A 24036-nucleotide genomic window follows, 5' to 3' on the forward strand; every position below is an offset into this window, starting at 1 on the left:
CGTGCGACGGCGCGTCGCAGTTTTTTTGCTGCGCTGCACTAGCGTTGCCCTAGGGAAAACCCTATAATTCGTTCTGTCTTAGGGAAAACCCTGAACCGCAGCCTAACTGGGAGTCGCCATGAGCTTCATCTTTGCCCTGTTCCAAAAGGTAAGCGACCTCTTCGCGTCGCCGTATCTGCCGATGGATTCGGAATACTCGTACGAAGCGCGCCACCGCGAAGCGGAGCGCGTTCGCCGTTCGCACTACATGCCGTTCGGCATGCCGCGTGACTGATCGAAGCTGAAACGCTTCGGGTGGCGCGCGCCGTCCAACGCGTTTCTCCGGTCAGACCGCCAGGTCTTCAAGCAAGGCCGGCTCTCGCAAGAGAGCCGGCCTTGCTGCGTTTGGGGGCGGCTGCAAGCCACTGGCTTGTCGGCAGCCGCGCGCGGCTCGTGTCATAGTGGTGCCGCTTCGAAATCGCTAAGCCTCATCATGTCCAATACCTACTTCTACGACCCCGCCCAGGGCCATGGCCTGCCGCACGATCCATTCAAGGCGATCGTCGCGCCGCGCGTGATCGGCTGGATTTCCAGCCGCGCAAAAAGCGGCGCGCTCAATCTCGCGCCCTACAGCTTCTTCGGCGCGTTCGCCACATTTCCGCCGATCATCGGGTTCTGCAGCGAAGGCCGCAAGGACAGCATCGGCAACATCGAAGAGACCGGTGAGTTCGTCTGGAATCTCACGTCGAAGGCGCTGGCGCCGCAGATGAACCGCACCTCCGCGCCGGTCGCCGCCGACGTCGACGAATTCGCGCTCGCGGGCCTCACGGCCGCGCCGGGCCGCAGCGTGGCGGTGCCGCATGTGGCCGAGTCGCCTGCCGCGCTCGAATGCAAGCTGCTGAAGGTCGTGCGGCTCAACACGCTGGACGGCGCGCCCATGGACAACTGGCTCGCGCTGGGGCAGGTGGTGGGTGTGCACATTCGCGAGGAATTCCTGAAGGACGGCCTGTTCGATACGCAAGCGGCCCAGCCCGTGATGCGGGCAGGCTATCGCGCCGACTACGCGCAGATCGGCGAGATGTTCCAGATGGTGCGGCCGAGCGCGTAAGCCGCTGCGGGCGTGCGCGTCGGGATGAACGGATCGCGGCGGCGTTGCCGCGTGCTGCCCGCCCGCCGATAATGGCCCGACAGCGCGAAGCGCGCAGGGAGGCAATCCATGCAATCTCCGACGGGATCGGTGGTGGCGCTCAGTTCTGCCGCCTCGACGATGTTTTCGATCGGCCTGATCGCACTGGGCTACTGGGGGCTGCACGAGCCGTCGGCTTGGCGCATCGGCGACCGGGTGGTCGTCGGCATCGCGCTCGCGGGCTTCGCGTGCCTCGGCAGCGTGCCCTGGCTCGCCACATCGCCCGCGAAGCCCAACGACGAGTCGCGCTTCCTGATGGCGCGCCGCGCCTTTCTCTGCGGCGCGGCTGCCGTGTGGGTGTCGATCGCGCTTTCGCTCGTGTTGTGACGAGAAGCACGATCAGAAGCGGGCGCGCAACCCCACCGTGCCCACCACTTGATTGGCCGTCGTCGACGCGCCGCCCGCCGTGTTGATGAACGCCACATAGTTGTGTCCCGAGGCGTGCTGGTACATGGCCTCGCCGTAGAGGTCGGTGCGCTTCGAGAGGCGGTACACGACCTGTGCGTCCACCTGATTCCACTTCGGATCGGCGCCGTAGGTCGTCGTGTTGCTCACGTGGCCGTCCGTGAAGGTGTAGGCGAGACCGAGACTCCACGCGGGGTTCAACTGATACTTCCCGTTCACTTCGTAGTTGTTGAAGCTCATGTCGCCGCCCTGCGAGCCGAACGAGCTGGTGCCCGCATACTCGCTGCGCGTGAAGACGAAGCCAGCCGTCGCCGGCCCGAACGTGTAGTTGATACCGCCGCCGAACGAACGCAGGCGGTCGGCGCCGAGCGCGAAGCCGCCCTTGCCGTTGGCCGTCGATTCCGCGAGATCCACCGCGCCCGGGCTGCTTGCCGTTGCGCCCTGGGTGCCGTTCAGCTGCAGATAACCGGCCGCGATGGCGAGCGGCCCGTTGGTGTAGCTGGCGCCGAAGCTGTAGGCGCGGTTCACGGCGAAGTCGGTCTGGTTCGAGAACGCGTACAACGCGCCGAATTTCAGGCCGCTATACGTGTTGCTCGTGAACTTGACGGCGTTGCTCATGCGCAGCGAGTGGTTCAGGTTGTCGTTGTCGAACGGATGCGCGAAGCCCGTGTCGCCGAAGGTGCCCGCCGTGGCCGAGAGCGGCGCGACGAAGTCGACGAGCGAGTCGTACTGGCGGCCGAGCGTGAGCGAGCCGAACTGGTCGCTCGCGAGGCCCACGTAGGCCTGACGGCCGAACATGCGGCCGTCCTGGCCGAGCTTGCCGTTCTGCACGTTGAAGCCGTTTTCGAGCACGAAGACCGCATGCAGGCCGCCGCCCAGGTCCTCGCTGCCGCGCACGCCGAAGCGGCTGCCGTTCACGTTGCCGCTCGTTGCCTGCCAGAGCGCGCCGCCCGACTTGCCGCTCGCGACGTTGTTCGTGTACATGATGCCGGCGTCGATCAGGCCGTAGAGCGTGACCGAGCTTTGCGCGTGGACGGCGGGCGCGGCGAGCGTGCCGAGTGCGCCGAGCACGGCGGCAGCGGTGGTGAGCGAGAGGGGGTTCTTCATTCGAGGTTCCTGTAGCGTTGTTGTTTCGCGGCGTATGCAAAAGCGGGTTTGCAACAGCGACAGGAGTGTAGGCAGTGACAGGCGCCGGAAAAACCGGCTGTGACTGGAGAGGATTCTTCCTCGATCTGGAAGGATGATTTCATCTCTCTGTCATAAATCGATTCGGGCATCGACTTGGGCGATGCTGGGCTTGCGCCCGGCCCGAAGCAGGAGCGGCCTTGCGAGTTTGGTACGATTCACGCTTTGCCAGCCGACCCTACCTGCCGCGTGAAGCGTTACGTGCCGTTGATCCGCGATCGAATCGCGATGTCGTTGTCCCGCCTGAGGCCTGCCGCCGCGCGGCTGGGCGGGTTTGTCCGTCCCGCATTCGCGCGTGCGCTCCACCATGTGCGGCATCCCACGCGGCGCGGTGTGCTCATGACGATTGGCGCGTTGCCGGCGCTCGTCGTGCTCTACGTGCTCGTGCTGATTCCGTTCACGCCGGGCATTGGCGACATCCGCAAGGCGCGGGTGGACGAACCGGCCCAGATTCTGTCCGCCGACGGCAAGGTGCTCGCCGAGTTCAAGCCCTCGAATCGCGAATGGGTGCCGCTCGCGCAGATCTCGCCGCACATGGTCGATGCGCTGATTTCCACCGAGGATCACCGCTTCTACGAGCACCACGGCATCGACTTCAAGCGCACGGCGGGCGCGGCGCTGCACACGTTCTCGGGCGAGCGCCAGGGCGGCTCGACCATTACGCAGCAGCTCGCGCGCAATCTCTATCCCGATGAAATCGGCCGCGCGCCCACGCTCACGCGCAAGATCAAGGAAGCGATCACGGCGTTCAAGATCGAGGCGGTGTACAGCAAGCAGCAGATTCTCGAGACGTATCTGAACACGGTGCCGTTCCTCTACAACGCCTATGGCATCGAGATGGCGGCGCGCACCTACTTCGGCGTGTCGGCGGATCAGCTCGACATCCTGCAAGCCGCGACGCTCACCGGCATGCTCAAGGGCAACGCCTACTACAACCCGGTGATCAACCCCGAGCGCGCGCTCGCGCGGCGCAACACCGTGCTCGGCCAGATGGTGAAGTACGGCAAGCTCAGCGAGGCGCAGTACGCCACGCTTTCGAAGAAGCCGCTGCGCCTCGACTTCGAGCGTCAGACCGAGCCGCCCGGCCCCGCGCCGCACTTTGCGCTGCAACTGCGCAAGTGGCTGATTTCGTGGGCCGACCGCAACGACTACAACATCTATTCGGATGGCCTCGTGGTGCGCACCACGATCGATTCGCGCCTCCAGCAGATGGCTACCGCCGCGCTGCGCCAGCACACGAACCAGCTGCAGGGCATCGCCAACGGCGCATGGAGCGGACGCAACGGCTGCGTGGCCGGCAACGACCTGTTCGCGACCTTCATGCGCGAAACGCAGGACTACAAGAGCGCACGCGACGCCGGTGCGAACGACGCCGACGCGCTCAAGCGGCTCGCCGGCGACCGCACCTTCATGCGCAACCTCTGCAAGAGCAAGACCGCGGTGGAGGCGGGCTTCCTCGCCATCGACCCGCGCAGCGGGCAGATCAAGGCGTGGGTGGGCAGCCGCGACTTTACCGACGAACCGTTCGACCACGTGCAGCAGGCACGCCGTCAGCCGGGCTCGACGTTCAAGCCGTTCGTGTACGGCGCGGCCTACGCGGCGGGCGCAAAGCCGAGCGACACGTTCATCGACCAGCCGGTGGAAATCCCGCTGGCGGGAGGCGAAATCTGGAAGCCGACCGACGACGTGCCGCCGAGCAATCGTCCGATGACGCTGCGCGACGCGATCGCGTTCTCGCGCAACCGCATCACCGCGCAGCTCATGCAGACGGTGGGCCCGGACAAGGTCGCGCGGCTCGCGCGCGCGATGGGCGTGCGCGACAGCCAGCTCGCCCCGGTGCCGTCGCTCGCGCTCGGCACGAGCCCGGTCACGTTGAAGGAGATGGTCTCCGCGTACAGCACCATCGCCAACGACGGCGAGTACCTCGAACCGCGCATGGTCACGAGTATCGAGGACCACAAGGGCAACGTGCTCGCGCAGTTCGAGAGCGCTTCGCCCGAGCGGGCGCTTTCGGCAGAGGCGGACCGCACGCTGCTCGACACGATGCGCGACGTCGTGAACCGCGGCACGGGCTCGGCCATCCGCACGCGCTTCGGCATACGCGGCGACGTGGCAGGCAAGACCGGCACGACCCAGGGCAACACGGACGGCTGGTTCATCCTGATGGACCCGCAACTCGTGGCGGGCGCGTGGGTGGGCTTCGACGACGGCCGCGTGACGCTTGACGACTACTGGGGGCAGGGCGCACGCAGCGCACTGCCGATCGTCGGCGACTTCTTCCAGCGTGCGCTGCGCTCGCGCCTCGTCGATCCGCGTGCGCGCTTCAACACCGAGGTGACGCCGGGCGCGTTCGAAACCTTCCGCGAGAACCTGCGGGCGTGGATGGACAAACTGTTCGGCAAGCACGAAGCGCCGCCTCCCGCCCCGCCGGTGCGGCATGCGCCGCCGCCGCGCGTGAGCGCGCCGGCACCTGCATCCGTGCCGGCTGCGGCTTCCGAGGCGGGCGCATCGGTGCCAGCGGAGGCATCGGCGCCGTCTGCTGCTTCGGCGGCGGCCGCCGAATCCGCCGCGCGCGCCATCATGGGCCTGCCACCGATCATCGGGCCGTCCAGCGCGCCGGCGGCGCAGGCCCCGCAGCCTTCGTATCCGGCACAGGCGCCGGCGCTCGCACCGACCCCGACGCCCGACGAGACGGACCCTGACACGCCGGGCGCGAGCGCGAGCTACACGCCGCCCGTGGCCCAGCCGCAGCAGGGGCAATGAGCGGGGCGTCGCGCCGTTAACAAAAAAGGCAGCGTCTTTGTGACGCTGCCTTTTTCATTTGTTGGGCACTGCGAATCATGCTCTGAAGGTGCTACGCGTGCGTTACTCGCGCACCTTGAACACGGAGACGAGTTCGGCGAGCGCCGCTGCATGATCGTTGAGCGCGGCGGCGGCGCGCTCGGCGTCGCCCACCAGCGCGGCGCTCTGCTGCGTCGCCGCGCCGATCTGCGAAACCGCGATATTGACCTGCTCGATACCGCCCGATTGTTCGCGAGAGGCCACGCTGATCTCGCCGATGATCGAGCGCACTTCATCCACGCGCGCGACGATGCCGCGCATGGTCGTGCTCGCTTCGCCGGCGATCCGGTAGCCCGTTTCGACCGTCGACGACGATTCGGTGATCAGCGCCGAAATTTCCTTCGCGGCCGCCGCGCTGCGCTGCGCGAGCGCGCGCACTTCGCTCGCGACCACCGCGAAGCCCTTGCCGTGCTCGCCCGCACGCGCGGCTTCCACGGCCGCGTTGAGCGCGAGGATGTTGGTCTGGAACGCGATGCCGTCGATCACACCCGTGATCTCGGCAATCTTCTGCGATGCGCGGCTGATGTCGTTCATCGTTTCCACGACGCGGCTCACGGCGCGCCCGCCGTCGAGCGCGGCTTCGGCTGCGCTCGTCACCACGGTGTTGGCGCGCGTCGCGTGATCGGCATTCTGCTGCACGGTGGACGTGAGCTCTTCCATGCTCGCCGCCGTCTCCTCCAGGCTGCTCGCCTGGCTCGCGATGCGAGAAGCGATCTCGCCGCTGCCTTGCGCGATGCGCGAGGTGTCCTCGCTCATCTGCGCGGTGGCGCTGCGCACCTGCGCGACGATCTGCGCGAGGCCCACGCCGATGCCGTCGATGGCGCGCGTGAGGCGGCCGATCTCGTCGGCACCCGCCGTGCCTTGCGCGTGCGCTGCATCGCCTTGTCCGATGCCGTTACGGCTGTCATTGCCGATGCGCACCGTGAGGTCGCCCGCGGCGAGCTGGCCGGCGGCGTGCGCGGCGGCGTCGAGCGGCCGGCTCACGAGGCGGCGCGCCGCGTAGATCGACAGCGCGGCGAACAGCGCGACCAGCACGAGGCCGATGGCCGCGAAGCGGTCGCGCGTGGCGTTCACGTCGGCCATGATTTCGTCGCGCACGGCGACGCCGCCCACGAGCCATTGCCACTGCGGCACGCTCACGAACGAGACGAACTTGGCGCGCGCGTCGCCTTCACCTCGCGTCGAGTCGGCGGAGGTGTAGTCGAGCGTGCCTTCGCGCGTTTCGAGCATGCGCGACCAGGGCGCGGCGGCGTCGTCGTAGTGTTTGCCGACGGCGCTCGGGTGGACCAGGAAGGTACCGCGCGTCGGGCCGTTCGAAGCGTCCATCACGAAGTAGTAGCCGCTCTCGCCGATCTTGAGCTTGGCGATCTCGCTCTTGAGCGCATCGATCTGCGCGCCCACATCCACGCCGACGAACAGCGCGCCGATCACGTGGCCGCTGGCGTCGAGAATCGGCTTGTACTGCGTGATGTACTGCTTGCCGAACAATTGGGCGAGGCCGGTAAAGGTGCGGTTGGCCATCACCGGGCCATACGCCGGGCCCTTGCGGTCGAGCAGCGTGCCGATCGCGCGCGAGCCGTCCTGCTTCTTGAGCGACGTGGTCACGCGCACGAAGTCGTCGCCGCTGCGCGCGAAAACGGTGGCGATTTCGCCGCTGCGCGCGAGAAACTGGTCGGGGATCGTGAAGTCCAGATTCAGCACGTGATCGCCGGACTTGAAGACCGGCGTGGCCTTGCCGGCAATGTCGACCGTTTGCGTGGGGTCGAGCGTGAAGGCGCCGGGCAGGAAGCTCTCGAAGAGCTGCATGGCACGGTCGACTTCGGTTTCGAGCGCGCCGTTGATGAGCGAGATCGACGAGGCGACCGCCTGATCCTTTTCGGCAATGCGCGAGCGCACCTGGTGGCCGACCTGCGTCGCCGCCGAATGCGTGATCGCCCACGTGAAGGCGGCAAATATGGCTGCGACGAGCACGCACGATAGCAAGGCGAGGCGCACGCCGACACTCGCGCGGCTTGATAAGCGTGAAAGCATGGATTCGGTTCCGGAAAGAGCTTGTAAAGAAGGAACCTGCGCCTTCGAGGCGCTGGCATGACGCATTACGGCGCGCGCGCGCGATCCTTTAGGGCTAGAACCGAAAAACCTTACAATCGCATAAAGATTACCGATGGATTACGCCATTTTCGGTGTGCAGATTGTGGGATATTTCGGAACCCAAAATAACGCCACCACAAAGAAAGGGCGCATGAAGCGCCCTTTCGTTATGTTTCTCGCGATACGTCGCTCGCGCTGTGCAATCCTCTGCGCGGCCGTCAGCGGCGGGCTCGCCACGTTCTGAGCAAGAGCGCGTTGGTCACGACGCTCACGCTGGAAAACGCCATGGCCGCGCCCGCGAGCATGGGGTTGAGCAGGCCGAAGGCGGCGAGCGGAATCCCGATCAGGTTGTAGAAGAACGCCCAGAACAGGTTCTGCTGGATCTTGCGCCACGTGCGCCGCGAAATATCGATTGCGGCGGCAACGAGCGCGGGGTCGCCGCGCATCAGCGTGATGCCTGCCGCGTGCATGGCGACGTCGGTGCCCGTGGCCATGGCGATGCCGATGTCGGCGGCGGCGAGCGCCGGCGCGTCGTTGATGCCGTCGCCGGCCATCGCGACGATACCGCCGCTCCTGATCTTGAGGTCGCGGATCGTGCGCGCCTTGTCGTCGGGCAGCACCTGCGCATGGACTTCGCGGATACCGAGCTGCGCGGCCACGGCCGCCGCGCTGCCCGCGTTGTCGCCGGTCACGAGCACGCTGCGGATGCCCATCGCCTCGAGGCTCGCAATGGCTTCGCGCGCCGTGGGCTTCACGGTGTCGCCGAAAGCGAGCAGGGCGAGCACCCCGCCGTGCGGCTCGAAGAGCCACGACACCGTATTGCCCGCCTCTTCGAGCGAACGCGCGCGGTCCGCGAGCGCGGGCGGTACGGCGAGCGCCAGTTCGTCGAGCCAGCGGCCGCTGCCGATGGCGAGGCGCCGGCCGTTCACTTCGGCCTCCACGCCGCGCCCCGGCACCGCGCGCGCATGGGCGGCGACAGCCAAAGCGGCTGACGCCTGGGCTTCGGCCTGGGCGTCATACGCCTGCACCACGGCCTTCGCGAGCGGGTGATCGCTGTGCCGCTGCACGGCGGCGGCGAGCGCGAGCGTCTCGCCATGCTCGAGGCCTTCGGCCGCATCGAACGCGGTGAGCGAGGGCTGGCCGAGCGTGAGCGTGCCGGTCTTGTCGAAGGCGACCACGCTCACGTTGTGGGCGGTCTCCAATGCTTCGGCGTCCTTGATGAGCACGCCGTGGCGCGCGGCCACGCCGGTCCCGGCCATGATCGCGGCGGGCGTGGCGAGGCCGAGCGCGCACGGGCAGGCGATCACGAGCACGGCTACAGCGTTCAGGATCGCCGTTTCGGCGCTCGCGCCCGCGAACAGCCAGCCGCCCAGCGTGATGGCCGCGATCACGAGAATCGCCGGCACGAACACGGCGCTCACGCGGTCGACGAGACGCTGGATCGGCGCCTTTTCGGCCTGCGCGCTTTCCACGAGGCGAATGATGCGTGCAAGCGTGGTTTCCGCGCCGATGGCCGTGGTGCGCACGGCGATCGCGCCTTCGCCGTTGATCGAGCCGGCTGTGACGGGATCGTCGGGCGCTTTCGGCACGGGCAGGCTTTCGCCCGTGATGAGCGATTCGTCGATGTGGCTGCGGCCTTCGAGCACGACCCCGTCCACGGGCACACGCTCGCCGGGGCGCACGACCACCACGGTGCCCACGCGAACCTGGGCGAGCGGGACTTCGCGCTCCTCTGCGTTGGCGCCATTTGCACCGCCGACGCGGATGCGCGCGCGATCGGGCCGCAGCGCGTTGAGGGCGCGGATTGCGTCGGTGGTCTGGCGCTTCGCGCGCGCTTCGAGCCACTTGCCGAAGCGCACCAGCGTGATCACCACCGCCGAAGCCTCGAAATACAGATGGGCCATGTCGCCGGGGTGCGCGAGCATCGCATAGACGCTCACGCCATACGCGGCCGAGGTGCCGAGCGCGACCAGCAGATCCATGTTGCCCGCGCCGGCGCGCACGGCCTTCCACGCGGCGCGGTAGAAGCGCGCGCCGAACACGAACTGGACGACGCTCGCCAGCGCCAGCTGTGCCGCGGCGGGCAGCATCCAGTCGAGGCCGAGCCAGTGGCCGAACATCGGCAGCACGAGCGGGGCCGTGAGCACGGCCGAAATCAGCACGGCGCGCCATTCGCGGCGCGCTTCGTCGCTGGCGGCGGCGCCTTTCTGCGGGGCGGCGGCGCCTTCGTCGGCGGCGAGTGGCGTGGCTTCATAGCCGGCCTTCTTGACGGCGGCGACGAGCAGGTCCTGCAATTCGCCCGTGAGCGGCGAGCGGGTGTTGACGGTGGCCTGCTCGGTGGCGAGGTTCACGCTTACGCCAGCCACGCCGGGCACGCGCGCAAGTGCCTTCTCGACGCGGTTCGCGCACGACGCGCAAGTCATCCCGCCGATGGCGAGCGTCGTGGCTTCCGTGGCGACGGGCACGGCTTCATAGCCGGCCTTTTCGACGGCGGCGACGAGCGCGGCGGGCGCGACGCCGCCGCTGGCCTCGACGGTGGCCTTTTCCGTGGCGAGGTTGACCGAGGCGCGCGTGACGCCCGGGACCTTGGCAAGCGCTTTCTCGACGCGCATGGCGCACGAGGCGCACGTCATGCCGTGGACTTCGAGTTCGGCCACGGCGGTATCGGTGCGTTCTGCTACGAGGGGTTCATTCATGATGGGGTGCGAGCACTGGCTGTCATCGATGTTACGCAGTATCTACGTTCCCATCATGGGAAGGTCAAGGGGCGCGACACTACGCCCCTTTCGTTTCAGAGGGAAGTCCTGAGCGCAAGCTCTCTGCCTGTAAGGCAATATTCCACGCCACAGTCTTTTCAGGCCCATGCGCGAGCGATACGATACCAACCGGCGGCATTGGCGCCTTGCCGCGTGCATTTCACTACGGCCCTGGGGGGGCCGCGCGGAGTGGCCAGCCGGTCGACGTCACTTCATGGACCGCCCGCACCGAATACAACCAACAAATGACAACAATACATCGAGCATTCTCTACGTACCGTAGCTGCTCCGCGCTCGCCTGCCTTGCCCTGATTGCCGGATGCGCCTCGGCGCTGGGCGACGTTGCGCCGAAGAGCAACGGCTGGATGAAGGACGAAGTCTCCGACTCCTACGTGTTTGGCTATCCGCTCGTGCTGATGGACGTGGCGCGCGAATCCGCCACCGGCAGCGGGCCCGGCCAGGCCGCGCCGAACACGCTGCGCCACGCGCAGTCGCTGCCGCCCGTCGGGGCCTCGAGCCCGCTCGAACCCAACCTCGACACGCTGACTTCCAGCGGCTGGCTCGACGTATCGAGCGAGCCGGTGCTCGTCACGCTGCCCGACACGCACGGCCGCTACATGGACGCACGCGCGCTCGACATGTGGACGAACGTCGTCTGGTCGACCGCCGCCGCGCAGTCGGGTGAACGTGTCAGCGGACTGAAAGCGCAAACGATTGCATTTGTTCCGGCCGGCTGGAAGGGCACGCTGCCCGCGCGCGTGAAGCGCGTCGACGTGTCGACGCGCTACGTGTGGTTCCTCGCGCGCATCCAGACACGCGGCGGCGCCGACCTCGCGGCCGTGCGGCGGCTGCAGCACGGGCTGCAGGTCACAGCGCTGTCCGGGTGGGACGAGCGCGGCGCGCGCGGCAAGGCCGGCGCTCACCGCGTCCGCGGCAACGAGCCGACCGGCGCCACGCAGAGCGGCGATCCGGTGGCGCCGGGCACACCGTCCGCCCAGGTCGCGGCGCTCGACGCGCACGGTTTCTTCGACCGGCTCGCCCTGGCGCTGGAAGACAACCCGCCCACGGCAGACGACGCGCACGCGCTCAAGATTCTCGGCGACATTGGCGTACACCCGGGCGACCCGGCGCAGCTGCCCTCGGGCGCGAAGGACGCCGCGGTCATCAAGGCGGGTCTCGCCGATGGCCGCACGCGCGCCGCGACGCCGCCGTCCAACCTGCTGGCGGGCAACGGCTGGCTCTGGGTGGGCGACGACGCAGGCAACTACGGCCCCGACTACTCGCTGCGCGCCTACGCGGCGTACACGTCGCCGGGTCTGCCGACGACCCGCGACGAAGTGCGCGCCCGCGTGAGCCAGGACAGCGACGGGCATGCGCTCAACGGCGCGAACCGCTACACGATTCACTTCACGGCGAAGCAGCTGCCGCCGGTGCGCGGCTTCTGGTCGATCACGGCCTATACCACCGACGGCGCGCTCGACGCCGACGCGCCCGTGCGCGTAGCGTTCGGCGACCGCAGCGGCGCACGGCGCAACCGCGACGGCTCGCTCGACGTGCAGGTGAGCGCCGAGCGGCCGCGCGGCGGCGCGAACTGGGTGCCGGCGCCGCATGGCGACTTCCGGCTCGTGATGCGCCTCTACGCCGCGAAGCCGCAAGCGACCGACGGCAGCTGGCAGCCGCCCGCCGTCGAGCGGCAGTAATCGCTGAACCGGCCTGAACGAAGCGTTGGCGGGGCACGGTCCCGCCAACGTTTTTTTTTGCGCCGTATAAGCCCGTTCGAGCGCGCCACGCCCGGCTTTTCCGCCCGCGTTTTCATGCATCGCGCAATACGCGCGGCGCACATTGCGCAATCGCCGGGCCATCGCCTTTGCGCTGTTACTTCTTGTTGCGCAATACCTGCGCCGCGGGCGGCGTTTTCCCGTCGTCCGATCTTCTATCGGACCTATACTTCCGGCTGTCGGCATCCCCGGATTTCCGACATCAGACCCACATCCCGCGGCGGGCCTGTTGCCGCCTCATCCGCAAGCAAGCATGGCAAGCCTCAACAAAGCGTCGCTCAACTCTTCCTTGCAGTCGGTGCGCGCGGTCGCGCGTGCGCCCCGCACCCGGCACATCCTCACGGGTGTCGTCATCTTTCTGATTGTGTTCGGTCTGGTCGGCTTCTTTGCCGCGCCGCCGATCATTCGCCATGTTGCCGAGCAGCAGTTGAGCAAGCAGCTCGACCGGCCCGTCACGATCGGCCGCATCGCGCTCAATCCGTACACGCTGCGCCTCGAAGCGGACCGTGTGCATATCGGCGAGCGCGGCGGCAACGGCGACTTCTTCGATGTCTCGCGCGCCGTCGTGCAGGCGTCGTGGTCGTCGATCTTTCGCGCGGCACCCATCGTCGACGAACTGCGGCTCGACTCGCCGCGCGCCACGATCGTGCGGCTCGACGCGCAGCACTTCAACTTCTCGGACCTCATCGAGAAGTTCTCGACGCCCACGAAGGCCGGCAGCAAGCCGACGCAGTTTTCGGTTTCAAACATCCGCATCGAGAACGGCCAGATCACCTTCGACGATCGCCTGCTCAACGAAAAGCACGTGATCGACCGCTGGTCGCTCGGCATTCCGTTCATCGCCACGCTGCCTTCCAAGACCGATATCTTCGTTCAGCCGATGCTGCGCGCGCGCATCGACGGGGCGAGCACGCTCGCCATCGACGGCAGGACCAAGCCCTTTTCCGCGACACGCGAGTCGGAAGTGGAGCTGCGCCTGACCGACCTCGACGTGCCGAAGCTCCTCACCTACGCGCCGACGAAGCTGCCTGTCACAGTGAAGAGCGGCAAGCTCTCGACCAACCTCAAGCTCGATTTCGTGATGTCGGGCGAGAAGCCCACGCTGCGTGTGGCGGGCACGACCGACCTGAACGACTTCGACTCGACCGACAACGCCAATGCGCCGTTCTTCGGCGCGCGCAGTCTGCACGTGGCGGCGGCCTCGCTCGAACCGTTCAGCAACGTCTATCGTTTCGACGACATCCATCTCGACGCGCCCACCGTGTGGGTCGCACGTGACAAGCAAGGCGTGCTGAGCATCGAGAAGCTGATGGGCGCGCCGGCCGCGCAAAACGCGCCGGCCGCGAACGAGGCCGCGAACAAGGCCGCGAGCGCCGCGCCGGCCTCGGGCGCCTCGGGTGCCCAGAGCGCGCAGGCGGCGCCCGAGGAAGCGAAGCCCGCGCCGCTCGATGTCTCGATCCGCCAGTTCGCGCTCACGAACGGCACCGTGCACATTGCCGACGATCTGCCCGCGCGGCCGGTGAACGTCGAACTCACGCAGCTTTCCACCACGCTTACGAACTTCTCGACGACTGACAAAGCCGGCGCGCCGTTCACGTTTGCGACGAATGCGACCGACGGCGGCACGATCAAGGCGTCGGGCACGGTGAGCCTCGCGGGCAAGAACGCCGAAGCCAACATCGCGCTCGAGCGCGTGGGTCTGCCGCAAGCGCAGCCGTATATCGACAACCTCAGCAGCGCGCAGATTCTGGACGGCAGGCTCAATCTCACGTCCACGCTCAAGGCCGACTGGGCGCAGCAGCCTGCCGTCGTGCAGGTCGGCCAGAGCACACTCGGCCTCGAATCGCTCAAGCTCGCGGCGCGCGGGGCGAAGGTGCCTGCGATCGCGCTCGACCGCGGCACGGTGCAGGTAAGCGGTATCGACCTCAATGCGCGCAAGGCGCAGATTGCATCGGTCGACGTGACCGGCCTCGTGGTGAACGCCGAGCGCCAGAAGGACGGCAAGGTCGACCTGGCGCAACTCGCCTCCACGCAGCAGGCGGTGCCCGAGCGCACGGCGATTCGCGCCGCGCAGAAGTCGGTGCAGGAAGGGCCGGCCTGGCGCTACACGATCGACGCTTTCACGCTGAACAACGGCACGATCAACTTTACGGACAATTCGACGCCGCGGCCGGTAAAGCTCGCCATCACGCCGTTCGACCTGAAGATCCAGCAGATCAGCGACGACCTGAGGCACCCGCTGCCGATCGACCTGAAGGCGACCGTCAACCGTAAGGGCACACTCGCGCTGAGCGGCAAGATCAACCCGACGCCGCTCACGGCGCAGCTGAAAATCGACGCGAACCGGCTCGACGCCGCCGCGTTCGAGCCTTATTTCGGCAATCAGCTCAACGCGGTGATCGCGAGCGCGCTGCTCAACATGAACGGGCAACTTTCTGTGGAGCAGGGCAAGGCGCTCAAGGCGAACTATCGCGGCGATGCGGCGCTCGTGGACGTGCGCATGCTCGACAAGGCCACATCCGGCCCGTTCGCGGGCTGGCGCTCGCTCGCGCTCACGAACCTGAAGGCGAACTACGACGACGCGCGCGGCACCGACGTGGACGCGAGCCGCGTGACGTTCGCAGGCTTCTATGGCCGCGTGCTGCTCGACGCGCAAGGCAAGCTCAATCTCAAGGACGTAGTCGCGCATCAAACGGGCGCCGCCCAGTCGCTCACGCAGGACAAGAGCGGCAAGCCTGGCGAGCGCGAGCCGGTGCCGCTCACGCCGCAGGCGGCGAGCGCGCCCGTGCAGACGGCTTCCGCACCGGCGTCGGCCTCCGCGCCGGCAACGGTCGTGGCCGCGCAGCCGCCGAAGAACCCCGTGCGCCTGCACTTCGGTGAGCTCGTGCTGCAGGACGGCCGCGTGAACTATACCGACAACTTTATCAAGCCGAACTACTCCGCCGATCTCGTGCAGATCCACGGCACGGTGGGCGCGTTCGGCACGCAGTCGACCACGCCTGCGCCCGTGGATGTCTCCGCGAAGCTCGCGGCGAACGGTCCGCTCTCGATCAAGGGCACGGTGAATCCGCTCATCGACAAGCCGTCGCTCGACCTCACGGCCAGCGCGCACGATATCGAGCTCACGAACCTCACGCCGTATTCGGCGAAGTACGCGGGCTACCCGATCACGAAGGGTAAGCTCAACGTCGATCTGCACTACCAGCTCGCGAACGACGAGCTCACGGCGAACAACCATATCTTCATCGACCAGCTCACGTTCGGCGATCACATCGACAACGACACGGCCACCAAGCTGCCGGTGCGGCTCGCGATTTCGCTGCTCAAGAACCGCAGGGGCGAAATCGATGTGAACATCCCGGTGTCAGGCTCGCTCTCCAACCCTGAGTTCAGCCTGGGCGGCCTGATCTGGAAGGCGGTGCTCAACCTCATCGCGAAGGCGGTGACCGCGCCGTTCACGCTGCTCGCCAATGCGTTCGGGGGTGGCGGCGAAGACCTGGGCTATGTCGAGTTCGCGGCCGGCACGGCAACGCTCACCGATGCCGACCAGAAGAAGCTCGACACGATCGTGAAGGCGCTCGACGACAAGCCTTCGATCAAGATCGATCTGATCGGCCGCGTCGATCCGGCCGTGGACACGCCCGCACTGCGCGAGCAATACGTGGATCGCCTCGTGCGGCTCCAGAAGGTGAAGGACACGGTGGGCAACGGCGAGAGCGTCGATACCTCGCAGGTCAAGGTGGACGACAAGGAGTACGAGAAGTACCTCGCCAAGGCCTATAAGGATGCGGACTTCAAGAAGCCGCACAACATGATCGGCCTCACGAAGACGCTGCCCGTGGACGACATGAAGCAGGCGCTGGCCGACCACGCACCCGTTGACGACGCCACCTTGCGCAATCTCGCTCAGGATCGTGCGCAGGCGGTGCAGCAGTACTTCGAAGGCAAGGTCGATCCGAGCCGCGTGTTCATCGTGGCGCCGAAGCTGGACGCCAAGGGCATCGACGACAAGGGCGCGACGACGCGGGTGGATTTCGGGCTGAAATAAGCCGTGGTTTGGTGATTCGATGCAGCGGCGCGTTTCGGTCTAACCGGCGCGCTGCAGCTTTTTCGGGCTCGCGAACGCGTGTTCTTCGATGACCTGCGCGAGCGTCGCAAAGGCCGGCGCGATCTCCTCGTGCGGCACGCACGCATAGCCCGTTAGCAATCCTTTGCGGTCCTGGCGCACGCTATAGTAGGCCGCAAGCGGCCGCACGATCACGCCTGCGTCGTAGGCGGCCGCAGCGACGGCGCGGTCGTCGGCATGGTCGGGCAGGCCGAGCACGAAGTGCAGGCCCGCTTCGTCGCCCATAACGGGCAGCGCATCGCCGAAGTGGCGCGTGACCGCGTCGATCAGCAACTGGCGCCGCTCGCCATAGAGCGTGCGCATGCGGCGCACGTGCGAAGTGAGATAGCCATCCATGATGAACTCGGCGAGCACGGCCTGCTGCATGAGCTGGCCTTCGCGATACAGCTCCGCCACGCCCGTGCGGAATGTGGCGGCGAGCCGCTCGGGCACGACCATGTAGCCGATGCGCAGGCCGGGAAACAGCAGCTTGCCAAGGCTGCCCACGTAGATCACGCGGTCCGATTCGTCGAGACCCTGCAACGAGGCGAGCGGCCGGCTGCCGTAGCGGAACTCGCTGTCGTAGTCGTCCTCGATGATCCACACCTTGTGCTGGCGCGCGTATTCGAGCAGCGTGCGGCGGCGCGCGAGGCTCATGACCATGCCGAGCGGATATTGATGCGAAGGCGTGACGAGCGCGATGCGTGGCGGGTCGCGCAGGTCCTGCTCACGCGGATTGAGCCCTTCGTCGTCGACGGGAATCGGTGCGAGCTTCAATCCCGAGGACTGCAACACACTGCGCGCGCCCCAGTAGCACGGTTCTTCGACCCACGCCGTGTCGCCGTGGTCGGCGAGCAGCCTCACGGCGAGATCGATGGATTGGTGAATACCCGTAGTGATGATGATCTGGTCCGGCGTGCAGCGCACCGAGCGTGCCACGCGCAGGTAGTCCGAAAGCGCGCGCCGCAGCGGACGGTAGCCGCCGCCGGGAGCGTAGGTAAGCAAACCATGATTCGCCGATTTCCACAGGCGGGCCTGCAGGCGGCTCCACGTGCGCGCCGGAAACTCGGCCACGTCGGGCACGCCCGGCATGAAGGCGCCCCACTGCCTGGCGGACACGCCCGCCTCGTCGATGAGCCGTTGGCCGCGCATCGACATGTCGCCGCGCGGGGAGGCGCCGTTCTCCTCGTCGTCCTCGTCGGCGGGGGCGGCCGCTGGCGTCGGCGTGCTCACGGCGGCCGAGTCGGGGCGCGTGTCGGCGACATAGGTGCCGCTGCCCGTGGTCGAGATCACGTAGCCCTCGGCGCTCAGCTGGTCGTAGACGTGCAGCACGGTGTTGCGCGCCACGCCGAGGTCGACCGCGAGCGTGCGCGAGCTGGGCAGCTTGGTGCCGGGCGCGAGCCGACCCGTCAGGATGGCCTGCTGCATGAGCTGGAGCAGCTGACGGTAGGCGGGCTCGGCGCTTTCCTTGTCGAGTTGCGCAGCGAGCCATTCGGACAGGATGACCATGGCCAAGTGGTTCCATCGATAATAATGAAATGGCTCCATTGAATAGAGCCGGGACCATCTATAGTAATTCGCACGTCAGGTTCGGTTAATGCCTGTGACGTATTTATTTAATCGCGTCAGAAGGCCGGCCGGGAAAAGAGCAAGCAAAGGAGACAGGGCGAATGAAGACCTCGGATGTGATCGTCAGCTTTCGCGGCGTGCGCAAGACCTACGACGGCGAAACACTGGTCGTCAAACAACTTGACCTTGATATCTACCAGGGAGAGTTTCTGACGCTGCTCGGGCCGTCCGGCTCCGGCAAGACCACCTGCCTGATGATGCTCGCCGGCTTCGAGTTTCCCACCGGCGGCGAGATCCGTCTCGAAGGCAAACTGCTCAACAACGTGCCGCCGCACAAGCGCGACATCGGCATGGTGTTCCAGAACTACGCGCTCTTCCCGCATCTCACGGTCGAGCAGAACGTGGCCTATCCGCTGGGCGTGCGCAAGGTGCCGACCGCCGAGCGGGCGCAGCGCGTGAACGACGCGCTCAAGATGGTGCGCATGGAAGGTTTCGCCAGGCGCTATCCCGCGCAGCTCTCGGGCGGCCAGCAGCAGCGCATCGCGCTTGCCCGCGCGCTCGTCTTCCAGCCCAAGCTCGTGCTGATGGACGAACCGCTCGGCGCGCTCGACAAGCAGTTGCGTGAACATATGCAGTACGAACTGAAGTCGCTGCACGAGAAGCTTGGCGTCACATTCGTCTACGTCACGCACGATCAGGGCGAGGCGCTCACGATGTCGGACCGCGTGGCGGTGTTCGACAAGGGCCTCGTGCAGCAGCTTGACAGCGTGGACCGGCTCTACGAGTCGCCGTGCAACGAGTTCGTGGCGAACTTCATCGGCGACAGCAACCGGCTGCGCGGCACCATTGCCGCCGTGGATGGCGAGTACTGCGAAATGCATCTCGCCGACGGCACGCGCCTGAAGGGCCGCAATGTGGCGGGTGCGCAGGCGGGCGCCTCAGCCATCGCCTGCATTCGCCCCGAGCGCATGAAGCTCGCGAACAGATCGAGGGGTAACGGTGCGAACGCGCTGGCGGGCGAAGCGCGCGGCCTGATCTATTTCGGCGACCACGTGCGCATGCGCTGTGGCTTGCCCCAGCAGGACGAGTGCTTCGTGAAGGTGCCGCTCGGCACCGAGGCGCTCGACGGTTTCGCGCCCGGTCAGCCGGTCGCACTCGAATTCGCGCCGGAGCATCTGCGCGTGTTCGCTTGAGGCGTGCGGGCGCGGCGCGCAATCTCGCGCGCCGTCGCCTCGCGAAGCAGGCGTCTCGACGATCGGGCCACGTTTCTCGCATCGAAGGGCCCGGCAAGACAAACCACCAAGGAGAAGGGACTCAACCATGAAGCAGATCGGCAACATGCGCGTTGCAGCGGTCGCGGCCGCGCTCGCACTCTCGTTCGGCGTGGCGAATGCCGCGGAGCTGACCGTCGTGAACTTTGGCGGCGCCAATGGCAATGCGCAGAAGGCGGCGTTCAACGAGCCGTTCCAGTCGCAGACGGGCAACAAGATCACCGCCGTCGAGTACAACGGCGAGCAGGCCAAGGTGAAGGCCATGGTCGACGCGAAGCACGTGGACTGGGACGTGGTGGAAGTCGAAACCGGCGACATCGCGCGCGGTTGCGACGAAGGTCTCTACGAGAAGCTCGACTGGGCCAAGCTCGGCAACAAGGGCGACTTCATGAAGGCCGCGCAGCAGCCCTGCGGCGCAGGCTTCTTCGTGTGGTCCACGGCACTCGCCTATAACGCCGACAAGCTCAAGACCGCGCCCACGAACTGGGCCGACTTCTGGGACGTGAAGAAATTCCCGGGCAAGCGCGGCATGCGCAAGGGCGCACGGTACAACATGGAATTCGCCCTGATGGCCGACGGCGTGGCGCCGCAGGACGTCTACAAGGTGCTCTCGACGAAGGCCGGTCAGGACCGCGCGTTCAAGAAGCTCGATGAGCTGAAGCCGAACATCCAGTGGTGGGAAGCCGGCGCGCAGCCGCCGCAGTTCCTGGTCGCGGGCGACGTGGTGATGTCCACGGCGTACAACGGCCGTATCGACGCCGCGCAGCGCGAAGGCAAGAACCTCAAGGTAGTGTGGACCGGCAGCATCTACGACCTCGACTACTGGGCGATCCCGAAGGGCGCGCCGAACAAGGCGCTGGCCGAGCAGTACATCGCTTACACGCTTTCGCCGAAACCGCAGCAGGAGTATGCGCAGCACATCGCGTATGGCCCGGTGAACGCGAACGCGATCAAGGCGCTCGATGCGAAGACGCTCGCCAACCTGCCGAATTCGCCGGCCAACGGCAAGAACGCCATCCAGGAGAACCTCACGTTCTGGACCGACCACGGCGACGAACTGGAGCAGCGTTTCTCCTCGTGGGCCGCGAAGTAAGGGTGGGCTAGACGCTCCGGCGTGCGAGCGCCGGAGCGTTTTGTAGCATGGCAGGGGGAGACCAGGTGTGACTACGATGACGACCGTGACCAACGTTGCCGGCGCGGCACGCGAGGAGACCGCGCGGCTGAAGCGCGAACTGCGCGTGGCGCAAGCGAAGAAGCGCACGATGGCGCTCATGCTGATCGCGCCGCTCGCGATCTTTCTGCTGCTGATTTTCGTGGTGCCGATCGCGGCACTGCTCACGCGTGCGGTGCAGAACCCCGAAGTGGCGACAGCGCTGCCGCATACCATCGCGGCGCTGCGCGGCTGGGACCGCAAGAGCGCGCCACCCGACGCGGCTTACGCTGCGCTTGCGCAGGACCTCACCGTCGTAAAGGAAGGTGATGCGATGGGCGCGCTGGCGCGCCGCCTGAACGTGGAAATCGCGGGCTTCCGCTCGCTCGTCGCGAAGACGGCGCGCGCCATGCCGCTCGCCGACGACGACGGCAAACCGCTTACGCTCACTCCCGCGCAAACGCGCGCCAAAATTGTCGAGCTCGACGACCGCTGGGGCGACGTGACCTACTGGCAAGCCATTGCGAAGAACAGCTCGCGCATCTCGCCGTTCTATCTGCTCGCCTCGCTCGATCATCGTCAGGATGCGTTCGGCCGCATCGTGGCCGCCGATCCCGAGCAGCAGATCTATCTCGACGTGTTCGCGCGCACCTTCGTCATCAGCGTGTTCGTCACGGTGTTCGCGCTGCTGCTCGGTTACCCGCTCGCTTACTGGATCTCGACGCTCTCCGAGCGCCGCGCGAATCTCGTGATGATCCTCGTGCTGATTCCGTTCTGGACGTCGATTCTCGTGCGCGTGGCGGCGTGGATCGTGATCTTGCAGGGCGAGGGCCTCGTCAACAAGGCGCTGATGGGCTCGGGCCTCATCTCGCATCCGCTCGCGCTGCTGTTCAACCGCGTGGGCGTCTACATTTCGATGACGCACATCCTGCTGCCGTTCATGGTGCTGCCGCTCTACAGCGTGATGAAGTCGATTCCGCCGACTTACCAGCGCGCGGCCGTGTCGCTCGGCAGCCATCCGTTCGCGGCCTTCTGGCGCGTGTATGTGCCGCAGACGTACCCCGGCGTGGGCGCGGGCGTGCTGCTCGTGTTCATTCTCTCGATCGGCTACTACATCACGCCGGCGCTGCTCGGCGGCCCGGGCGACCAGATGGTCAGCTACTACGTGGCGTACTTCACCAACGTGTCGATCAACTGGGGCATGGCCTGCGCGCTCGGCGCGCTGCTGCTCGCGGCGACCACGGTGCTCTATTTCGTCTACGGGCGCTTCACGCGCACGCAACTGAGCCTTGGCTAAGGGAGGCGCGATCATGAAATTTGCCAAGCCGCTGTTTGCGCCGCATACGTCGGCCGTCGAACGCGTGTGGTACTTCGCGCTGCGCGCGCTCGTCGTGCTCACGCTGCTGTATCTGATCCTGCCCGTGCTCGCGATCGTGCCGCTGTCGTTTTCGTCGAGCACGTTCCTCGTCTACCCGATTCCGGGCTGGTCGCTGCGCTGGTATGAAAACCTCGTGATGTCCGACGAATGGCGCATGGCCGCGAAAAACAGCTTCATCGTGGGCCCCGCCGCCACAGTCGTGGCGACCGTGCTCGGCACACTCGCGGCCATCGGCATCACCAAGGCCGATTTCCGCGGCAAGACACTGCTCATGGCCGTGCTCATTTCGCCGATGATCGTGCCCGTGGTGGTGGTGGGCGTGGGCATGTATCTGTTCTTCGCGCCGCTCGGCCTCGCCAATACGTATCTCGGCCTGATCCTCGCGCACGCGTCGCTGGGCGTGCCGTTCGTCGTGACGACGGTGGCGGCAACGCTGCAGGGGTTCAATCACAATCTCGTGCGTGCGAGCCTTTCGCTCGGGGCCAATCCGGTCACGACGTTCTTCCGCATCACGCTGCCCGTCATCGCGCCGGGCGTGATTTCGGGCGCGCTGTTCGCGTTCGCCACGTCGTTCGACGAAGTCGTCGTGACGCTCTTCCTCGCGGGCGCCGACCAGACCACCTTGCCGCGTCAGATGTTCACGGGCATCCGCGAGAACATCAGCCCGACGATCGCTGCGCTTGCCACGATCCTGATCGTGTTCTCCACGTGTCTGCTGCTCGCGCTCGAATGGCTGCGCGGCAGGAATGCAGCGCGCGCGGTGAAGGCGTGATGGCTTGAGATGTCGATGAAAAAAAGGCAGCGCCGTGGCGCTGCCTTTTTTTGCCTCTGCGCACTACGCCTGCAGCAGCGGCGGCACACGCCGCTTGACCCACTGCGTGGCCTGATCGTACGCGTGGGCGAGTTGCAGCACCGAGAGGTCCGCCTGCGGCTTGCCGATCACCTGCAGCCCCATCGGCAGGCCTTGCGCATTGAAGCCCGCAGGCACGCTGATGACAGGCAGCCCCGCGAGACTGCCGCCGATTACGACTTCCATCCAGCGGTGATAGGTATCCATCGTGCGGCCCACGATCGACTTCGGCCAATGCTCGCTCGCGTCGAACGGGAAGAGTTGGGCGCTGGGCAGCACGAGATAGTCGTAACGCTCGAACAGCGCGAGCAGCGCGTTGTACCACTGGCTGCGCGTGACCGAGGCGTTCCACACGTCTTCGCCCGAGAGCTTCAGGCCGCCTTCCACTTCCCATTGCGCTTCCGGCTTGAGCAGCGCGCGCTTTTCCGGGTCGCGATAGAGCGCGCCCAGCGTGCCCGCGCACGAGAAATGGCGCAGCGTGAGCCACGTCTGCCACACGCGCTCCATGGCGAAGTCGGGGCGGGCGGCTTCGACCTTGCAGCCTATCGACTCGAAGTCCTTGAGCGCCGTTTCGCAGAGTGCGAGCACGCCGTCTTCCATGGGCAGATAGCCGTCGTAATCGCCGAGCCAACCGATGCGCGCGCAACCAAAGTCGCGCTCGAGCGAGCCCGCGAACTGCGCGGGATCTTCGGCAATGGAAAGCGGCGCGCGCGCGTCGTAGCCCGCCTGGGTAGAAAGCAGCATCGCGAGGTCGGGCACATTGCGGGCCATCGGTCCCGCGTAGCCGAGCTGGTGGAAGAACAGCTCGTGCGCCGGCACGGAGGGCACGCGGCCCTGCGACGGACGAAAGCCGAACACGTTATTCCAGCCCGCGGGATTGCGCAGCGACCCCATCATGTCGCTGCCGTCCGCCACGGGGAGCATGCGCAGCGCCAACGCCACGGCCGTGCCGCCGCTGCTGCCGCCCGCGCTGCGCGTGGGATCGTAAGCGTTGCGCGTGGTACCGAAGACCGTGTTGTAGGTGTTCGAGCCCAGGCCGAACTCCGGCGTATTCGTCTTGCCGATGAAAATTGCGCCCTGTGCGCGCATGCGCGCGGCCATCAGGGAATCCGCTGCGGGCACTTCGTTGCGGAACAACGGCGAGCCTTGCGTGTACGGGATGCCGGCCGTAGGCGTGAGATCCTTCGGCGCTTGCGGCATGCCGTGCATCCAGCCAAGGTACTCGCCTCGCGCGAGCTGGGCGTCGCGTTCGCCTGCTTCAGCGAGCAATGTGGTGCGCTCGCGTAGCGAGACGATGGCGTTCGCCGGCGTATTCACGCGCTCGATATGGTCGAGAAACGCCGTCATCACTTCGCGGCAGGACACCTTGCGCAGGCGTATCCATTCCGAAAGCTCAAGCGCGTCGGCCGCGACGAGGTCGTTGGGGGACAGACTTGCGGGGGACAGCGATGCCTGGTTCATACGTGTCTCTCGTTTGCGGATGGAGCAGGGA

The 24036-nt window shown here is 66.7% G+C and carries 15 protein-coding genes; 10 read left to right on the plus strand and 5 right to left on the minus strand.

Annotated features, from left to right (window positions below; genetic code table 11):
- Positions 1-118 precede the first annotated feature (118 nt).
- The 3 genes from AB4Y43_RS14945 (at position 119) to AB4Y43_RS14955 (ending at position 1492) form a co-directional block, all read left to right on the plus strand.
- Positions 119-274: a hypothetical protein gene (locus tag AB4Y43_RS14945; RefSeq protein WP_165822904.1), complete on the plus strand. Its 156-nt coding sequence runs from the start codon at positions 119-121 to the stop codon at positions 272-274.
- 198 nt (positions 275-472) lie between these two features.
- A complete protein-coding gene (locus AB4Y43_RS14950) occupies positions 473-1087 on the plus strand; it encodes a flavin reductase family protein (RefSeq protein WP_368682366.1) in 615 nt (204 codons plus the stop codon).
- Between the two features lie 108 nt (positions 1088-1195).
- A complete protein-coding gene (locus AB4Y43_RS14955) occupies positions 1196-1492 on the plus strand; it encodes a hypothetical protein (RefSeq protein ID WP_028202877.1) in 297 nt (98 codons plus the stop codon).
- Positions 1493-1504: 12 nt separating this feature from the next.
- Here the strand turns inward: AB4Y43_RS14955 and AB4Y43_RS14960 are convergent, their stop codons facing one another.
- Positions 1505-2677: a porin gene (locus tag AB4Y43_RS14960; protein ID WP_368728101.1), complete on the minus strand. Its 1173-nt coding sequence runs from the start codon at positions 2675-2677 to the stop codon at positions 1505-1507.
- A gap of 306 nt (positions 2678-2983) precedes the next feature.
- Between AB4Y43_RS14960 and AB4Y43_RS14965 the strand changes: the two genes are divergently transcribed.
- The gene (locus tag AB4Y43_RS14965; RefSeq protein ID WP_368728137.1) at positions 2984-5518 is read left to right on the plus strand and encodes a transglycosylase domain-containing protein; all 2535 of its coding nucleotides are present in this window, start codon (positions 2984-2986) and stop codon (positions 5516-5518) included.
- Between the two features lie 102 nt (positions 5519-5620).
- Here AB4Y43_RS14965 and AB4Y43_RS14970 read toward each other — a convergent pair whose 3' ends face one another.
- Together AB4Y43_RS14970 and AB4Y43_RS14975 are read right to left on the minus strand one after the other, a co-directional pair.
- On the minus strand, positions 5621-7627 hold the full coding sequence (locus AB4Y43_RS14970) for a Cache 3/Cache 2 fusion domain-containing protein (RefSeq protein WP_368728102.1): 2007 nt from the start codon (positions 7625-7627) through the stop codon (positions 5621-5623).
- Between the two features lie 278 nt (positions 7628-7905).
- A complete protein-coding gene (locus tag AB4Y43_RS14975; RefSeq protein WP_368728103.1) occupies positions 7906-10383 on the minus strand; it encodes a heavy metal translocating P-type ATPase in 2478 nt (825 codons plus the stop codon).
- A 305-nt stretch (positions 10384-10688) separates the two neighbouring features.
- Here AB4Y43_RS14975 and AB4Y43_RS14980 point away from each other — a divergent pair, with 305 nt between their 5' ends.
- Both AB4Y43_RS14980 and AB4Y43_RS14985 read left to right on the plus strand, forming a co-directional pair.
- Positions 10689-12143 (plus strand): DUF1254 domain-containing protein, encoded by a 1455-nt coding sequence (locus AB4Y43_RS14980; protein WP_368728104.1) that lies wholly within the window; start codon positions 10689-10691, stop codon positions 12141-12143.
- Between the two features lie 331 nt (positions 12144-12474).
- A complete protein-coding gene (locus tag AB4Y43_RS14985; RefSeq protein WP_368728105.1) occupies positions 12475-16269 on the plus strand; it encodes a DUF748 domain-containing protein in 3795 nt (1264 codons plus the stop codon).
- A gap of 39 nt (positions 16270-16308) precedes the next feature.
- Here AB4Y43_RS14985 and AB4Y43_RS14990 read toward each other — a convergent pair whose 3' ends face one another.
- Positions 16309-17841, minus strand: coding sequence for a PLP-dependent aminotransferase family protein (locus AB4Y43_RS14990; RefSeq protein ID WP_368728106.1), 1533 nt, complete (start codon positions 17839-17841; stop codon positions 16309-16311).
- Positions 17842-17996: 155 nt separating this feature from the next.
- On the opposite strand from AB4Y43_RS14990, the gene AB4Y43_RS14995 reads away from it, so the two are divergent.
- The 4 genes from AB4Y43_RS14995 (at position 17997) to AB4Y43_RS15010 (ending at position 22466) form a co-directional block, all read left to right on the plus strand.
- Positions 17997-19088 (plus strand): ABC transporter ATP-binding protein, encoded by a 1092-nt coding sequence (locus AB4Y43_RS14995; RefSeq protein ID WP_368728107.1) that lies wholly within the window; start codon positions 17997-17999, stop codon positions 19086-19088.
- A 145-nt stretch (positions 19089-19233) separates the two neighbouring features.
- Positions 19234-20259: an ABC transporter substrate-binding protein gene (locus AB4Y43_RS15000; RefSeq protein ID WP_342918844.1), complete on the plus strand. Its 1026-nt coding sequence runs from the start codon at positions 19234-19236 to the stop codon at positions 20257-20259.
- A 76-nt stretch (positions 20260-20335) separates the two neighbouring features.
- Positions 20336-21613, plus strand: a complete 1278-nt coding sequence (locus AB4Y43_RS15005) for an ABC transporter permease (RefSeq protein WP_368616723.1) — start codon at positions 20336-20338, stop codon at positions 21611-21613.
- 13 nt (positions 21614-21626) lie between these two features.
- Positions 21627-22466 (plus strand): ABC transporter permease, encoded by an 840-nt coding sequence (locus AB4Y43_RS15010; protein WP_069261408.1) that lies wholly within the window; start codon positions 21627-21629, stop codon positions 22464-22466.
- A 63-nt stretch (positions 22467-22529) separates the two neighbouring features.
- Here AB4Y43_RS15010 and AB4Y43_RS15015 read toward each other — a convergent pair whose 3' ends face one another.
- A complete protein-coding gene (locus AB4Y43_RS15015) occupies positions 22530-24005 on the minus strand; it encodes an amidase (RefSeq protein WP_368728108.1) in 1476 nt (491 codons plus the stop codon).
- Positions 24006-24036 lie beyond the last annotated feature (31 nt).

It is taken from the genome of Paraburkholderia sp. BR10872 (genome assembly GCF_040965835.1).
Lineage (GTDB): Bacteria > Pseudomonadota > Gammaproteobacteria > Burkholderiales > Burkholderiaceae > Paraburkholderia > Paraburkholderia nodosa_A.

Bases quoted from the DNA above. Each gene is read 5' to 3' on its own strand.
- AB4Y43_RS14955 (WP_028202877.1), top strand. From the start codon at position 1,196: ATGCAATCTCCGACGGGATCGGTGGTGGCGCTCAGTTCTGCCGCCTCG.
- AB4Y43_RS15015 (WP_368728108.1), bottom strand. From the start codon at position 24,005: ATGAACCAGGCATCGCTGTCCCCCGCAAGTCTGTCCCCCAACGACCTC.
- AB4Y43_RS14945 (WP_165822904.1), top strand. From the start codon at position 119: ATGAGCTTCATCTTTGCCCTGTTCCAAAAGGTAAGCGACCTCTTCGCG.
- AB4Y43_RS14960 (WP_368728101.1), bottom strand. From the start codon at position 2,677: ATGAAGAACCCCCTCTCGCTCACCACCGCTGCCGCCGTGCTCGGCGCA.
- AB4Y43_RS15010 (WP_069261408.1), top strand. From the start codon at position 21,627: ATGAAATTTGCCAAGCCGCTGTTTGCGCCGCATACGTCGGCCGTCGAA.
- AB4Y43_RS14995 (WP_368728107.1), top strand. From the start codon at position 17,997: ATGAAGACCTCGGATGTGATCGTCAGCTTTCGCGGCGTGCGCAAGACC.
- AB4Y43_RS14950 (WP_368682366.1), top strand. From the start codon at position 473: ATGTCCAATACCTACTTCTACGACCCCGCCCAGGGCCATGGCCTGCCG.
- AB4Y43_RS14965 (WP_368728137.1), top strand. From the start codon at position 2,984: ATGTCGTTGTCCCGCCTGAGGCCTGCCGCCGCGCGGCTGGGCGGGTTT.
- AB4Y43_RS14975 (WP_368728103.1), bottom strand. From the start codon at position 10,383: ATGAATGAACCCCTCGTAGCAGAACGCACCGATACCGCCGTGGCCGAA.
- AB4Y43_RS15000 (WP_342918844.1), top strand. From the start codon at position 19,234: ATGCGCGTTGCAGCGGTCGCGGCCGCGCTCGCACTCTCGTTCGGCGTG.
- AB4Y43_RS14970 (WP_368728102.1), bottom strand. From the start codon at position 7,627: ATGCTTTCACGCTTATCAAGCCGCGCGAGTGTCGGCGTGCGCCTCGCC.
- AB4Y43_RS14980 (WP_368728104.1), top strand. From the start codon at position 10,689: ATGACAACAATACATCGAGCATTCTCTACGTACCGTAGCTGCTCCGCG.
- AB4Y43_RS14985 (WP_368728105.1), top strand. From the start codon at position 12,475: ATGGCAAGCCTCAACAAAGCGTCGCTCAACTCTTCCTTGCAGTCGGTG.
- AB4Y43_RS15005 (WP_368616723.1), top strand. From the start codon at position 20,336: ATGACGACCGTGACCAACGTTGCCGGCGCGGCACGCGAGGAGACCGCG.